This window comes from Paractinoplanes tereljensis, assembly GCF_016862435.1.
Classification (GTDB): Bacteria; Actinomycetota; Actinomycetes; order Mycobacteriales; family Micromonosporaceae; genus Actinoplanes; species Actinoplanes tereljensis.
Window position 1 is genome coordinate 1 of record NZ_BOMY01000019.1, and the last position, 14,531, is coordinate 14,531.

The window sequence follows — 14,531 nt, forward strand, 5'->3', positions numbered from 1 at the left end:
GCAAGGTGAAGGCCACCGTGATGGCGGGCGCCGGCACCGGCAAGATCTGAGTCAGAGACCGTTCGCGCGGGCGATCGCCCCGTAGACACCGGCGCTGGGTTTCGGCGTCCGCGCGAACGTCTCTCGGTCGACGCTGTGCAGGCCCAGTTTCGGGCCGTAGCCGAAGATCCATTCGAAGTTGTCCATCAGGGTCCAGTGGAAGTATCCGCGGACCGGCACGCCGTCCTCGATCGCCTGCCACAGGCCTTCCAGGGACTCCGGGATGAACGCGGCCCGGCGGCTGTCGTCCTCGGTGGAGATGCCGTGCTCGGTCACCATGACCGGCACCCCCGCTACCGAGTGGGCGTATCGGGCGGCCTCGCCCAGCGACCGCGAATCCACCCCGGAGAACAGCGTGTCGTCGCCGACCGGGCCGTTGCCGTCGTAGGAGAGTCGCTCGTAGTTCTGGATGCCGATGTAGTCGTCGCCGCGGGCCAGTTCCAGCCACCGCCCGTACACCTCGGCTCGTTTCCGGTCCCGGACCGATGGATCGTCGCCGACCACCTGGTCGTCCACGATCGCCAGGGAGAATCCGACCGGCAGGTCGGCCCGGCGGGCCTTGATCGCGGCCCGGGCCGCGAGGTGCCCGGCGGTCATGCCGTCGCCCATCGCGTCCATGTCCTCGGGAATCATGACGTTGGTCAGCCGGTAGCGATCCACCCCGGCCGCCTTGCCGGCGGCCTCCAGGGTGGCCCGCTCCAGATCCCGGACAAACTCCGGTACGGCGGTCCAGCGCAGCAGGTTGGGCAGGTTCGGCTCGTTGAACGTGACCGCGACGGCGATCCGGTCGCCGAACGCGGCCATCACCCGGTCGCAGTAGCGCGCGAAGAACCCGGGCGCCGCCGGATCGAGCCAGCTCCCCCGGGCTGCGAACCAGTGCGGCGAGGTCATGTGGTTCAACGTCACCACCGGCGCCAGGCCGAGCTCGGCACACCGGTCGACGATGCCCTCGTAGTGCGCGAGCGCCGCCTCGTCGAACTGTCCCTCGACCGGCTCCACCCGCGCCCACTCCACCGAGAAGCGGTAGGCCGACAGCCCCATCCCGGCGGCGAGGTCGATGTCCTCGCGCCAGAGCCGGTAGCCGTCGCAGGCCTTCCCCGAGGGTTCCTGGAACACCGTCGGCTTCACGTGCTCCGCGAACCAGGTGTCACTGGCGGTGTTGTCGCCCTCGATCTGGTGGCCGGCGCTGGCCACACCCCAGAGGAAGTCCGTAGGAAAAGTCCGCATTCGATCATTAGTTCAGGCGGTCCACCCCGGGTCAATCATTTCGTGTGACGAACTGGCCGTTCGGGCTGGTCGCGGCGCCGGTGTTCCTATGTTCGGGCCATGAAGATCCTGGGCGCGGTGGCCGCGCTGCTGATGTTGAGTGCCGGACCCGTCGTGGCCGGACCGGTCGCGCCGCCCGCCCTGGACTGGCAGGACTGTGGCGACGGCGTCTACCAGTGTTCGCCGTTCCAGGTTCCGCTGGACTACCGCCATCCCGGCGGGACCAGGGTGACGCTGCAGCTGCGGCGGTGGCCGGCCGCGAAACCGGCCGACCGGATCGGCACGCTGTTCATCTACGCGGGCGGGCCGGGGAGCTCCGGGTGGGAGTGGGTTCAGGGGTTCGCCACCTCGGCGGTCCAGGAGATCCGGGACCGGTTCGACATCGTCGGGTTCGATCCGCGTGGGGTGCATCGCAGTCAGCCGGTGAGCTGCCTGGATCAGCCGGACTACGCGGCCCTGTGGCAGAAACCGGCGACGCTTGCCAACGCCGTACGGTCGGCGCAGCAGTGGAATGCCGCCTGCCTGGCCCATTCCGGGGGTCTGCTGCCCTTCATCGGCACCGAGTACCAGGCGCGGGACCTCGACCGGCTGCGGGCCGCCGTCGGGGACGCGAAGCTGACGTACTTCGGCGGGTCGTACGCCACCTATGTCGGCACCGTCTACGCCAGCATGTTCCCGGGGCGGACCCGGGCGCTGGTCCTGGACTCGGCCTACGACCCGGTGAAGTACGCCCAGGATCCGTACTCCTATGACTACGGGCAATACCAGGCTACCGAGGCAGCGTTGCAACGTTTCCTGCGATGGTGTGCCGCCACGCCCGCCTCATGTGCCTTCGCGGCGGGCGGGCCGGACCTGGCCGGGCGGGTGCGGGCGATCCTCGACTCGCTGTCGGGCAGCGTCAACGGGGCCACCGTGCTGTCCGAGCTGACCTCACGGCTGAACAGCGGCACCCGGCGGTGGACCGCCCTCGGCACCGATCTACATCTCTTGGAAAACCACACCGGACCCCTGATGTACGCCATCAGCCAGTCCGACACGGCGTTCAACGCGGTCAACGTGGCGGTCGAGTGCGCCGACCGGGTGTTTCCGCCGGGCATGCGTCAGCTGGACTCCCGGCTGTCGGAGGTGGCGGCCGACTTTCCGCTGACCGCGCCGCGGATGGCGTACGGGCCACCGGCCTACGACCAGACCCACGCACCCGCGTGCCTGCAGTGGCCGGCCGAGCGTCTCAGCCGATACACCGGCTCCTATCGGGCCGTCGGGTCGGCCCCGATCCTGGTCTCCGGCAACACCGGCGATCCCGACACCCCGTACGCCGATGCCGTTGCCCTGTCCCGGATCCTGGCCAACGGCCACCTGCTCACCTGGCAGGGCGAGGGCCACACCGCGCGGCGCAAGAGCGCCTGCATGGAGGCCTACATGTACGAATATCTGCTGCGGCTGACCGTGCCACCGGCCGGAACCGTCTGCCGCGACGCACCGATCCCGGGCTGAACAATCAGCGGTGTTTTCGGGCCCGGCGGGCCGCGACGCTCGCGGCCACCGCGCCGATCAGGAGGCCGGCCAGCGCGCACAGGAAACTCGTGCCGATGGCCGAGTCGCCGGCTTCGTAGCCGCCCGCCCCGAACCACCCCCAGAGCGCGCCGGCCACCGCGCCCAGGACGAGACCGATCACCGGCCAGCTTGCCCGCCTCATCACCCCATCGTCGCCGGTGAATGCCGCCCGCGTCCAACGACCCCACGGCGTGCCCGGGCAGGCCGCCGGACCGGGACGCACCCGCCGTGCCGTCCGGCGGCGGAAGGCGGGTCCGGGACGGTGGCCGGTGAGCTGGGTGACCAAACCCGGCCCTCCCCCCGCGCAGGGTGCCGCCGTCCCGGACCGCGCCGGCTCAGGGGCGGGGGTCGATCGGGGTCAGGGCGGGGCCGGCCGCCTCGATGGCGCGGGCGGCGGCCAGGGCGATGTGGTCGCCGTTCAGGCGGGAGATCACCTGGACGCCCTGGGGGCGGCCGTCGGCCACGCCGGTCGGGACCGCTACCGCGGGCAGGCCGAGGAAGTTCGCGGTGACCAGGAGGCGGTGCTGGCGCCACTGTTGGGTGGTGGCCTCGGGGCCGGACAGGTCCCAGCCGATCTCCGGCATCGCCGCGGTGGTGACCGGGCCGAGCACGATCGGGTAGCGGGTGTGGAACTGCCGCCACAGTGCGGCCAGCGCGTGCCGTTCGGCCCAGGCCGCCGCGTACGCGGGGGCGGTGTCCAGCAGGTCGACGCCGGCCACGTTGTCGGTGAAGTACTTGACCGTGCCGGCCGACAGCGGCCCGGGGAACACACCCGGCGTCAGCAGGGCGGGGGCCATCTCCGAGGCGGAGATCTGGCGCCACAGCGTGGCGCAGCGGTCCACCTGCGGCGGGTCCACCTGCTCGACCTCCCAGCCGGCCGCGGCCAGCGCGTCGGCGGCTCGGTGGACTGCCGCCGCCACCTGCGGTTCCACGCCCCAGCCGGCCGGGTCCACGGTGACCGCGACCCGGCGCGGTCCGTCGTAGCCGGCCGGGTGCGGGATGGTCACGCTCTGCGGGTCCACATCGTCGGCGCCGTGCATGACCCCGAAGAGCAAATCCAGATCCGCGACCGTACGGGCGAGCGGGCCGTTGACCGCGAACGCCTGCAGGGACAGCTCGATCGGCATGATCTGGCGGGTCGGAGCGGGCACCCGGCCGGCCGACGGGCGCAGCGCGGCGATGCCGGCCGCGTTCGCGGGCAGCCGCAGCGAGCCGCCGTAGTCGTTGCCCAGGCCGGCCGCGGCCATCCCGGTGGCCACGATGACCGCGTCGCCGCCACTCGAACCGCCGGGCACCCGGCTGCGGTCCCACGGGTTCCAGGTGCGGCCGAACAGGTCGTTGTCGGTGTCCCAGCGCAGGCCGACGTCCGGCATGTTGCCGCGGGCCACCGGGATCGCGCCGGCGGCGAGGAGCTTGGTGACGAAGCTGGCGTTCTCGGCGGGGATGTGGTCGGCGGCGAAGGGCAACCCCGACGTGGTCGCGGACCAGGTCAGGTCGATGTTCTCCTTCACCGAGACGGGTACGCCGGCCAGCGGTCCGGGGTCACCGCCGGCCGCGATCCGGGCGTCCACCTCGGCTGCGGCGGCGCGGGCCTGGTCGGCGAGGACCACCGTGGCGGCGCCGGTCGCCGGGTTGACCTCGGCGATCCGGGCCAGGTGGGCCTCGACCACGTCGGTGGCGGAGACGCTGCCGGAGCGCACGGCCTCGGCGATCTCCACGACCGTGAGCTGGGTGAGCTTGTCCATGGTGCGGCCTTTCAGAGGACGGTGACGGTCAGCCGGCAGCCGGTGCGGCCGCCCAGGCGTACGCGCTGGTGGTTGGTCTTGGTGGTGGCGGCCAGCCAGCGGTGTTCGCCGGTGCCGGGCGCGGGGATGAACTCGGGGGCGTCGCTGCTGGCCAGGGTGAGGCGCAGGGCGTGCCCGGGATGGAGGCGGTAGCCGATGTGGCCCAGGTCGAGCTCGACGTCGAAGGACAGGCCGGGGTCGAGGATGGTCTGCTGGCCGCGGGCGATCAGGTGGGTGCTGCCGTCGGGGGCCACGTCGGACAACCGGGCGAACAGGTCCATCTCGGGGCCGTCCGAGCCGACCGTGGCGTGCACCCGGACCGGACCGGCCAGGTCCAACGGCTCGTCGACGGGTTCGGCGGTGAAGGCGAGGACGTCGGGGCGGGCAGCCAGGTCCCGCTCGTCCGGCAACTCGGCGAGGAAGGCGAACGGGTCGCGGACCGGCGATTTCACGGGCGACGAGGCGTCATGGATCCAGGACTCCTCGACCTCCGGTTCGAAAGAACCCGATTGCAGAGTTCCGCCAGGATGGGGAAAGAGCTCTTTCAGCCGTACGCCCGGGGGCGGCCAATGGGTCGCGGAGCGGAAGGTGGAGTCGCCGGAGTTCGCCAGTTGCCAGCGGACCTTGGCGATGTTCGCGGCCTCGCCGCGCAGGAAGACGTCGAAAAACTCGGCGGCCGGTTCGAGGTAGCGGTTCATCCACGACTCGTCGCGGGCGGCGGCCGGGTCGAAGTGGCTGTTGTTTTCGTGGTCGATGGCTTCCAAAAGCAGGAAAGCGTTCTGCAACCATGCCGGCCGGAGTTCTAGATCGCGGTAGTCGGACCACTGCCAGGGTGCGCAGTTGTCCCACCATCCCAGGGTCAGGAGTACTGGAACTGCGGGGGCGTCGAACGGGCTACCGGCCGGGAAACGACGCAAACGCACCGGGTGCGGGAACCATAAGTCGTAGGAGGCACTTCTAGAACCCACGGCCTGGAAGAACTCCTCCACCGCGTCGGCGAGTGGGCGCCGGGACCAGTCGAGTTCCCATTCCAGGATGTCCCGGTCGTGGAACATCGACAGCGGATAGAACCGGTGCACGGACATCTCCACGTCGTGCGTGCGCTGCCCGGGAGCGGGCACCGGCAGCTCGCCGAGGCGGGTGCCGGTGACGCGCGGGACCATGGCCTTGAGCGCGCGGTGGGCGGACGACGCGGCGGCCCACTGGGTGTAGCCGTAGTACGAGTCGCCCCACATGCCGACCACGCCGTCGGACCACTGCTGGTTGGTGATCCATTCGATGGTGTCGTAGCCGTCGTACGTCTCGTTGACGAACAGCAGCGTCTCACCCTCGGAGCGGAACTTTCCGCGGACGTCCTGCACGACCATCGTGTAGCCACGGGCGGTGAACCAGGCCGCGACCCGGGGCATGAAGGTGTACTCGCCGGTCTTGTCGTACGGCAGCCGGGTCAGGATGGTCGGCCCCGGCCCGGTCGAGCCGGCCGGCAGGTAGACGTCGGTGGCGAGCCGGACACCGTCGCGCATCCGCACCATGTGCTGGGTGGCGTCCGGGGACAGCGGCCCGGGGCCGAGGCGGTGGATCTCGATCGTCATCTCAGAGCACCTCGAAGAAGCGGATGCACACCTGGCCGGCCTCGCCGCGGGCCAGCCCGACGAAGACCGATTCGGCCAGCCAGCGGTGCTGTTCCGCGTCGGTGCGGAAGACCGGGCTGGTGCGGTAGTAGTACTCGGTCTCTCCGATGTCCTCGCCGGCGTCGACCCGGCGCTCGATGTCCGGGTCGGCCCGCCAGAAGCCGCGGTTCACGATGTCGATCACCGCGCCGTCGGCGGCCCGCAGCAGGTAGCGGGCGTCGAGTTCGGTGGTGGTGCCGCGGGTGGTGGACCAGTCGCCGCCGCCGGGCAGGACCACGCCGGTCAGCCGGGGGCCGGACACCGTGCCGCCGGTGATCGGGGTGAACATCAGCACCTCGCCGGGGCCGCGGCCGACGTGCAGCGAATCCGCGACGCCGACCCGGACCTCGAAGGCGAACGCCAGTCGGGGATCGGGCAGGTTCATGGTGACTCCGTTCTTCGTCGCAATGACAATCAATTACAGTTGGCGGGAAAGCTGAGTGAGGAGCCGGAATGGGACGCCCGAGCATGGCCACCGAGCGGACTGCGCAGATCATGCAGGCCACCGGTCGCTGCCTGCGCAAGAACGGTCTCGCCGGCACCACGCTGGAGCGGGTGGCCGAGGAGTCCGGGCTCAGCCGCAGCCACGTGCGGCACTACGTGGGCAACCGGGACGACCTGCTGCGGGCGTTCGCGTCCTGGCTCTACACCGGTTACGAGTCGGAGTTCACCGGGGCGGTCGCCGAGGCCGAGGGGCCGGCCAAGCTGCCGATCGTGCTGGACTACCTGTTCGGCAGCGGCTTCCTGCCGATCAGCGACGACGACACGGTGATCCGCGAGCTGATCACCGCCGGTATCACCGACGAGCGGATCCGGTCGATCCTGCAGGCGCAGTACCTCGGCGCGGTGGAGACGATCGAGGAGGCGCTCGCGGCCGAATACCCGTCCGCGCCGGCGGCGAAGCGGCGGTCGGCCGCCTACGGCCTGTGGTGCCTGGCGCTGGGTAACTCCACGATGGCCGAACTCCAGCTGCCGATCGCGGCCGGCGGGCTGGTGCGGACGGCCGCAGAATCTCTGTTGGATCAGCTGTAGGTCAGGCACGGGTGCCGCCTCGGGCCGGCACCCAGCCGGGGCGCGGGATCGAGCCGACAAGCTTCTTCGTGTAGTCGGCCGTTGGTGCGTCGAGGACCTTCTCCACCGCGCCGGACTCGACGACCCGGCCGCGCCGCATCACGATCACCTCGTCGCAGACGTGCCGCACCACCGACAGGTCGTGGGTGATGAACAGGTAACCGACCCCGGTGGCCGCGCGGGCATCGACGAGCAGGTTGAGGATCTGGGCCTGGATCGAGACGTCCAGCGCCGCTACCGCCTCGTCGAGGATCAGCAGCCGCGGCGACGGGGCGAGCGCGCGGGCGATGGCCACCCGCTGGCGTTGCCCGCCGGAGAGCTGGCGCGGCAGGACACCGGCGTGGCGCTGGTCGAGGCCGACGAGTTCGAGCAGCTCGCCGATCCGGCTGCGCCGCTCGGCCCGGCCGAGGCCGGTATGAAAGGCCAGGACCTCGTCCAGGCAGGCGGACACCGTCTGGCGGCGATCCAATGACTGGTACGGGTCCTGGAACACCATCTGGACGACGCGGGCCCGGGCCCTCCGGTCTGATTTAACGTCCAGGCCGTCCAGCTGGATCGTTCCCGACGTGGCCCGCTCCAGTCCGGCCACGATCCGGGCACAGGTCGTCTTGCCCGAGCCGGATTCGCCGACAATGGCCAACGATCCGCCCACGGGTACGGCGAACGAGACGCCGTCGACCGCGACGAAGTCACCCCGGAACACCTTGCGCAGGTCGGTCACCTCGAGAATCACGGCACCTCCAGATGACAGGCGACGCCGCCGACCAGCAGCGGCACGGTGGTGCGGCAGTCCGCCTCGGCGACCGGGCAGCGGTCGGCGAACACGCATCCGGACGGGGCCTCGATGCCGGACTGCGGGGTGCCGGGGACGGTCTGCAGCCGCTCCCCCGGCGGCACCGAGCCGGGCCGGGCCCGCAGCAGCGCCTTCGTGTAGGGGTGCCGGGCGTCCTCGTGCAGTGACTTCGCGGGCAGGATCTCGACGATCTCGCCCGCGTACATGACCGCGATCCGGTCGCAGACCGCGGTGGCCAGCTCCAGGTCGTGCGAGATGAACAGCAGGGCGGTTCCGCGCTGCCGGCGCTGCTCGTCGAGGATCGCCACCACCTCTTCCTGGGTGGTGACGTCGAGCGCGGTGGTCGGCTCGTCGGCCAGGATCAGCGCGGGTTCGCCGGCCAGGGCGGCCGCGATGACGACCCGTTGCAGCAGGCCGCCGGAGAGCTCGTAGGGGCGCTGCTTCAATCGCCTTGGCACGTCGTCGACGCCGATGTCGGCGAGGATCCCGGCGCCGACGGCCACTGCGGCGGAGCGCGACATGCCGCGTTCGCGGAGCACCTCGGTGAGGAAGTCACCGATCGTCCGCACCGGATTGACGGTCGCCCGCGGGTCCTGGAAGACCATGGCGACGTCCCGCGACCGCAGACGCCGTAGTCCCGTGGCGTCGAGCGTGCTGATGTCCGTACCCCGGAAGCGGACCGCCCCGCCGATGGTCGCCGCGCCGGGCAGCATGCCAAGCACCGACCTCGCGGTCATGGATTTGCCCGAGCCGCTCTCACCGACCAGCCCGACCGCTTCCCCCGCGAACAGCGAAAGGCTCACCGAGCGCAGCACCGGCCGCGGCCCGACCGGAGTCGGCACCTCGACCCGCAGGTGGTCGAATTCAAGGAGCGCGCCCATCGCGCCGTCATCCCCGTCGACCGGACGCGCGCTCATCGGGCCGCCATCCGCTCCGCGACGACCGTGAAGGCCACCACCGTGATCACCACGGCGACGGCCGCCGCGATGGACTGCTGCGGGAAGCCGGCCAAGATCGACGGCTGGCCGTTGGCGATCATGAGGCCCCAATCCGCGGCCGGCGGCTGTAGCCCGAGGCCGAGAAACGAGATCGACGCGAGGTCGATCATGGCGTAGCCGAAGCTGATCGCGGCCTGCACGACCAGCAGCGGAGCGAGGTTGGGCAGCAGGTGCCGGCGGCAGATGTGCCAGCCGGAGAAGCCCTGCACGCGCAGTGCCTCCACGTAGGGCAGCGACCGTTCGCGCAGTGCCGCCGCCCGCATGACCCGGGCGATGATCGGCACGTAGGCCAGCGACAACGCCACCACCGGCGCCAGGAATCCGGCGCCGAACAGGGCGGCCACGGTGATCGCCAGGACCAGTCCGGGGAAGGCGAACAGGATGTCGAGCACCCGGGACACCGCCGCGTCGAACCAGCCGCCGATCCAGGCGGCCGAGACGGCGAGCGCGGTGCCGACCGCACCGGACACGACGATCACGACCAGCGGCCCGGCCAGGCTGGTGCGGGATCCGAGGATCAGCCGGGACAGCAGGTCGCGGCCGAGGTCGTCAGTGCCGAGCGGATGCGCCGCCGAGAACGGCGCGAAGGCGTTGAGCGGGTCGACCGCGTTCGGGTCATGCGGCGCGATCCACGGCGCGAACACCGCGACCAGCACCACCAGCGCACAGATCACCCCGGCGACGGTGGTGGCCCACCCGAGGGCGGCCAGCCGCCGGGCCGGAAACCGCAGCGGCGAGGCAAGAGCGAGCGTCATCCAACCTCCCAGGCAATGGGCCGCAGCCGGGTAGCAAGAGCAAGAGGGAAGGTCATCCGACCTCCCGGGGGCGCAGCAGACGGGGGTCGAGCATCGCGTTCGCGACGTCGACCAGCATGTTGACCAGCACGAACGCCGCCACCAGCAGCAGCGCGAGCACCTGCACGACGACCAGGTCCTGCCGGGCCGCGCTCTGCACCAGCAGCGACCCGAGCCCGCTCACTCCAAAGGCCTGCTCGGCGATCGCGGTGCCGGCGAACAGCCCGGCCACGGTGATCCCGGAGACCGCGAGGACCGGCGCCGCCGCGTTGCGCAGCACGTGTTTGCGCAGGATCGCGGCCCGCCGCACGCCCCGGGCCCGGGCCGCGACCACGTGGTCGGAGCCCAGCTCGGCGCGCACCTCGGCCCGGGTGATCCGGGAGATGTAGGCGAGATAGCCGGCGCTGAGCGCGACGGCCGGCAGGGTCAGGTGGTGGATCCGGTCGCCGAACCCGGTGCCCGAGCCGTAGACCGGGAACCAGGACAGCTTGGTCGCGAAGATCCAGATCAGCACGATGGCGGCGACGAACGCGGGCGCGGCCATCAGCACCGTCGTGGTCACGGTGACCGCGGTGTCGGCGATCTTGCCGCCGACCGCGGCGACGATCCCGGAGACAACCCCAACCCCCAAGATCAGGAGCGAGGCGTACGCGACCAGCAGCACCGTGTTCAGCAGGCGCGCCCCGATCAGGTGCGCGACCGGCTCCTTGAACACCAGCGAGTCACCGAGGTGCCCGGTGAGCACACCGGACAGCCACCGCCAGTACTGCACCAGGAACGGGTCGTCCAGGTGGTACTGGCTGCGGATCGCGGCGAGCGCGGCCGGGCTCATCTCGTGCCCACCGGCGAGCAGCGCGACCGGGTCGCCGGGCGCGAGGTACAGAGCGCCGTAGATGACGAAGCTGGCTACGAGCACCGTGCCCAGCATCGCGGCCACCTTGCGCCCGACGAACCCGATCACGACGCTCTCCCTCCCTTAGGCATGCCCTTCTGGCCCTCGCCTGCGAGGCCGTTGTCCGGTGCGGCTGGGTGCCGCTCGGTGCAGGCGGTCATGCCGACCCGACCTGGGCGGCCCAGGCCGTACTGATGTAGGAGAACGACGCCGGAGCGCCGGTGATCCGCTTGCCGAGGAACAGGCGGTTGTACGACTCGGCCAGGGTGATCTGCAGTTTCGCCGGCCCGAAGATCGCCTGCGCGGCCACGAACTGCTTGGCCGACTCGTCCGGGTCGGTCGCGGACACTGCCGCGATGATCTTCTCGGCCACGGCGGCGTCCGCATAGCCGGTCCAGTTGAACTGGGCGCCCTTGAGCACGAACCCGGGTGCGTAGTAGAGCGCGCCCGGCACCTCGAGATAACCGGTGGTCGCGATGAAGTCGATGCCGGCCCGCAGCGACGGGTCGTAGAACAGCCCGGCGAACTCGGCCGCCTGCAACTGCTTGATGGTCACCGTGAGGCCGATCCGCTGGGCGGCCGCCTGGGTGATGGTGGCGGTCTGCAGCAGCGCCTGGTTACCGGCCGGCACCGCCACGACCAGCGTGGTCCGGCTCGGCGCGGCCTCGGCCACCAGCTTCTTGGCGGCCCCGAGGTCGGCCTTGCTGGTGTCGGGGAGAGCCGCGTACCCGTCGTCGTAGACCGCCTTGGCCGGGCTGCCCGACCAGGCCAGCGGCGGGGTGAAGGTCTTCAGCGGGGTGCCGGCACCCTTCAGCACGCTGGTGATGAACGTGGTCTTGTCGATGGCCAGGTCGAGCGCCTGCCGGATGCGGGCGTCGGCGGCCGGCCCCTCGGTGGCGACCGGGCCGAGGCTGACGGTCTCGGTGCTGGGCCCGAAGTAGAGCTTGCCGGCCGCGGTCTTGCGCAGCGTGGCGAGGCTGCCGACCGGAGCGCCGTAGATGCCGTCGACCTCGCCGGCCAGAAGCGCGCTGGTGATCGTGCTGTCGTCGGTGATGAACACGAAGTCGAAGGTGGCGGCCTTGGCCTTACGGGCGCTGTCCCAGTAACCGTCGTACCGCTTGAGCTCGATCTTCTGCCCGGTCTGCCAGGTGCCGAGCTGGAACGGCCCGGTGCACATCAGGCCGCCGGTAGGCGTACCGAATGTTGCTCCGGTCTTTTCGGTGAAAGCTTTTTCCATGATGGCGCCGGGCACGCCAGCCAGGTCCGGGATGAACTGCACGTCGGGCGTCGTGAACCGGACCGTCACCTCGAGCGGCCCGGTCTGATCGATCGAGGCCACGTTGGCGAAGACGTGCGCGCTGTAGGAGGCAAGCTTCGGGTCCATGTTGCGCTTGAGGCTGTAGACCACGTCGGCGGCGGTCATCGCGGTGCCGTCCCAGAACGTCACGCCGTCCTGCAGCGTGATGACGACGGTCTTGGCGTCCTTCTGGGTCACCGACTTGGCCAGGCCGGGCGCGGTGGAGAAGTCGTCCTGCAGGCGCAGCAGGCTCTCGCAGAGATTGGTGACGACCGTGTTGGCCGAGTAGTCGCCGGTCTTGGCCGGGTCGAGCGAGGTGGGCTCACCGTTCGGCAGCGCCCAGGTGACCTTGTCGATGTCACCGGTCGCCGCCGGCGTGGTGCTGGTCAGCGTGATCGCCGTGTCGGCCGTTGCGGGCTGCGCGGAGCCGCACCCGCCGATGATCAACGACAGGGCCAACAAAGACGGAAATACCAATGGTTTCGGGTTGATCATGTCGCTCCCCTGCTGTGGTGACCGCCTCAGGCTTCCCGGCAGAGGTTTGTTTGTCAATCCTGGAAATTAATCATTAACGGAGTTCCAAGGTTGCAGGTCAGGATGGTTCACTTTGTTAGTCAGACACGACAAATCGCCGGACCGCAGAGGCGGCCCGGCGATGTCTGGTTTGGGGTGTTTCAGTCCTCTTCGAGGACTCGCTGCGCGATCCGGAACGCGGTGTTCGCGGCCGGCACACCGCAGTAGATCGCGGTCTGCAGCAGCACTTCCTTGATCTCGTCGGCGCTGAGCCCGTTGGTCCGCGCGGCGCGCACGTGCATGGCGAGCTCTTCATGGTGGCCCAAGGCCACCAACGCGGTCATAGTGATCATCGATCGACTGCGGCGGTCCAGGCCCGGCCGGGTCCAGATCTCCCCCCAGGCGTACGCGGTGATGAGCTCCTGAAAATCCCGGGTGAACTCGGTAGTCCCGGCGACGGCCCGGTCGACGTGGGCGTCCCCGAGCACGGCCCGGCGCACTTGCATGCCGGCATCCCGGGTCTGAGCGAGCGTGCGCTCGTCCTGATCCACCCGGAAGTGCTCGTCGAGCAGCTCGGCCACGGTGTCCGGCCGCTCCGCCGGCGCGAGGTGCGCAACCCCGTCGAGGACCACAAGCCGCCCGTCCCGAACCTTCTCCGCGATCAGGGCCAGCCCGTCCGGCGGCGTCGGCTGGTCCTCGGCCCCGGCCACAGCCAGAACCGGAGCGGTGATAACCCCGAGCCGCTCCCGCACGTCAAACGAGGCAAGCGCCTCACAGACCTTGGCGTAACTCTCGGGGTCGGCTCCACGCAACACGTCCAGCAGGGCCTCGGCCACCTCAGGCTCGCGCTCGGTGAACCCCGGCCCGAACCACCGCTGAACCGACCCGGCCACGACAGCCTGGGTCCCCTCGGCCCGAACCGTCTCGGCCCGCTGCCGCCACCCCCCGCTCTCCCCGATCTTGGCCGCCGTGCAGAGCAGGACAGCCGCCTCAACCCGGTTAGGCGCGTCCAGCAGCAGCTGCAGCCCGACCGCCCCGCCAACGCTGTCCCCCGCATACCGGAAGGCAGCTCCAGGCCGAACCCGATCAGCGAGTTCAAGCACGCTCTTGGCCAGCCCCGCAATCCCAAACCCAGCGGTGGCCGGCGCCCCGTCCCCGTGCCCCGGCAGCTCCCACCCAACCACGTGATATTCGCCGCGAAGCAGCCGAGCACACCGCCCCCAAAGTGCCTCGACAGAGGTCCCGAGCGAGGGCCCAAGCAGCAGCAGAGGCCGCCCGGGAGCATCAACGAGTGTGACGGCAGTCAGCATGTTTCTCCCCAGCCGATGATCAGACATGGCGTGCCTTCCCAAGGGCTCGCCGACGCCCACAAAACGGCCCCTTGCTCACCCACGCTCAACCGCACCCGCCACGCCCGAGCGCCCCACTTCCCAGATCTTGCGGACTTCCCACACGCTCCTCGCAGCACCTCCACAAGATCGCGGCGGCCCGGCGGTCGTTCCATCAGCCTGGGATCCGCCGGCCCCAGCCAACCCCGCGCCCGGGTGCCCCGTTCCGCAGATCTTGTGGACTTCCCGCGCGCTCCTTGCAGCAACCCCGCAAGATCGCAGCGGCCCGGCGGCCGTTCCATCAGGCTGGCACCCGTCAGCCCAAGCCAACCCCGCGCCCGGGCGCCCCGCTTCCCGGATCTTGCGGACCTCCCGCGCGCACCTCGCGGCAACTCCGCAAGATCGCGGCGGCCCGGCGGTCGTTCCATCAGCCTGGGATCCGCCGGCCCCAGCCAACCCCGCGCCTGGGCGCCCCGCTTCGCAGATCTTGCGGACTTCCCGCACGCTCCTCGCGGCAACTCCGCAAGATCGC

13 protein-coding genes are annotated in these 14,531 nt (G+C 70.6%); 2 read left to right on the forward strand and 11 right to left on the reverse strand.

What is annotated here, in order from left to right:
- Nucleotides 1-51: 51 nt before the first annotated feature.
- Nucleotides 52-1,266 carry a glycoside hydrolase family 1 protein gene (locus tag Ate02nite_RS13370; RefSeq protein ID WP_203805133.1) on the reverse strand — a complete coding sequence of 405 codons (1,215 nt, stop codon included), beginning with the start codon at nt 1,264-1,266 and terminating at the stop codon, nt 52-54.
- A 99-nt stretch (nt 1,267-1,365) separates the two neighbouring features.
- On the opposite strand from Ate02nite_RS13370, the gene Ate02nite_RS13375 reads away from it, so the two are divergent.
- Nucleotides 1,366-2,799, forward strand: coding sequence for an alpha/beta fold hydrolase (locus tag Ate02nite_RS13375; protein ID WP_203805135.1), 1,434 nt, complete (start codon nt 1,366-1,368; stop codon nt 2,797-2,799).
- A gap of 4 nt (nt 2,800-2,803) precedes the next feature.
- Here Ate02nite_RS13375 and Ate02nite_RS13380 read toward each other — a convergent pair whose 3' ends face one another.
- The 4 genes from Ate02nite_RS13380 to Ate02nite_RS13395 all read right to left on the reverse strand — a co-directional run bounded on the left by Ate02nite_RS13380 (nt 2,804) and on the right by Ate02nite_RS13395 (nt 6,698).
- Entirely contained in the window at nt 2,804-3,001 is a 198-nt protein-coding gene (locus tag Ate02nite_RS13380) for a hypothetical protein (protein ID WP_203805137.1), read from the reverse strand.
- A 193-nt stretch (nt 3,002-3,194) separates the two neighbouring features.
- A complete protein-coding gene (locus Ate02nite_RS13385; protein WP_203805139.1) occupies nt 3,195-4,604 on the reverse strand; it encodes an amidase family protein in 1,410 nt (469 codons plus the stop codon).
- An 11-nt stretch (nt 4,605-4,615) separates the two neighbouring features.
- On the reverse strand, nt 4,616-6,235 hold the full coding sequence (locus Ate02nite_RS13390) for a CocE/NonD family hydrolase (RefSeq protein WP_203805141.1): 1,620 nt from the start codon (nt 6,233-6,235) through the stop codon (nt 4,616-4,618).
- Nucleotide 6,236: 1 nt separating this feature from the next.
- Entirely contained in the window at nt 6,237-6,698 is a 462-nt protein-coding gene (locus Ate02nite_RS13395) for a DUF3237 domain-containing protein (RefSeq protein WP_203805143.1), read from the reverse strand.
- A 68-nt stretch (nt 6,699-6,766) separates the two neighbouring features.
- On the opposite strand from Ate02nite_RS13395, the gene Ate02nite_RS13400 reads away from it, so the two are divergent.
- A complete protein-coding gene (locus Ate02nite_RS13400) occupies nt 6,767-7,345 on the forward strand; it encodes a TetR/AcrR family transcriptional regulator (protein ID WP_203805145.1) in 579 nt (192 codons plus the stop codon).
- A gap of 1 nt (nt 7,346) precedes the next feature.
- Here the strand turns inward: Ate02nite_RS13400 and Ate02nite_RS13405 are convergent, their stop codons facing one another.
- The 6 genes from Ate02nite_RS13405 to pcaDC all read right to left on the reverse strand — a co-directional run bounded on the left by Ate02nite_RS13405 (nt 7,347) and on the right by pcaDC (nt 14,008).
- Nucleotides 7,347-8,117 carry an ABC transporter ATP-binding protein gene (locus Ate02nite_RS13405; RefSeq protein ID WP_239147366.1) on the reverse strand — a complete coding sequence of 257 codons (771 nt, stop codon included), beginning with the start codon at nt 8,115-8,117 and terminating at the stop codon, nt 7,347-7,349.
- Nucleotides 8,114-9,094, reverse strand: a complete 981-nt coding sequence (locus Ate02nite_RS13410) for an ABC transporter ATP-binding protein (protein WP_239147367.1) — start codon at nt 9,092-9,094, stop codon at nt 8,114-8,116. The genes Ate02nite_RS13405 and Ate02nite_RS13410 overlap by 4 nt, the downstream gene beginning before the upstream one ends.
- Complete coding sequence (locus tag Ate02nite_RS13415) at nt 9,091-9,930, reverse strand: ABC transporter permease (protein ID WP_203805149.1); 840 nt, start codon at nt 9,928-9,930, stop codon at nt 9,091-9,093. The genes Ate02nite_RS13410 and Ate02nite_RS13415 overlap by 4 nt, the downstream gene beginning before the upstream one ends.
- Before the next feature lie 52 nt (nt 9,931-9,982).
- Nucleotides 9,983-10,930, reverse strand: coding sequence for an ABC transporter permease (locus tag Ate02nite_RS13420; protein ID WP_239147368.1), 948 nt, complete (start codon nt 10,928-10,930; stop codon nt 9,983-9,985).
- 88 nt (nt 10,931-11,018) lie between these two features.
- The gene (locus Ate02nite_RS13425; protein WP_203805151.1) at nt 11,019-12,653 is read right to left on the reverse strand and encodes an ABC transporter substrate-binding protein; all 1,635 of its coding nucleotides are present in this window, start codon (nt 12,651-12,653) and stop codon (nt 11,019-11,021) included.
- Nucleotides 12,654-12,832: 179 nt separating this feature from the next.
- The gene (gene pcaDC, locus Ate02nite_RS49975; protein WP_307873278.1) at nt 12,833-14,008 is read right to left on the reverse strand and encodes a bifunctional 3-oxoadipate enol-lactonase/4-carboxymuconolactone decarboxylase PcaDC; all 1,176 of its coding nucleotides are present in this window, start codon (nt 14,006-14,008) and stop codon (nt 12,833-12,835) included.
- Nucleotides 14,009-14,531: the final 523 nt, after the last annotated feature.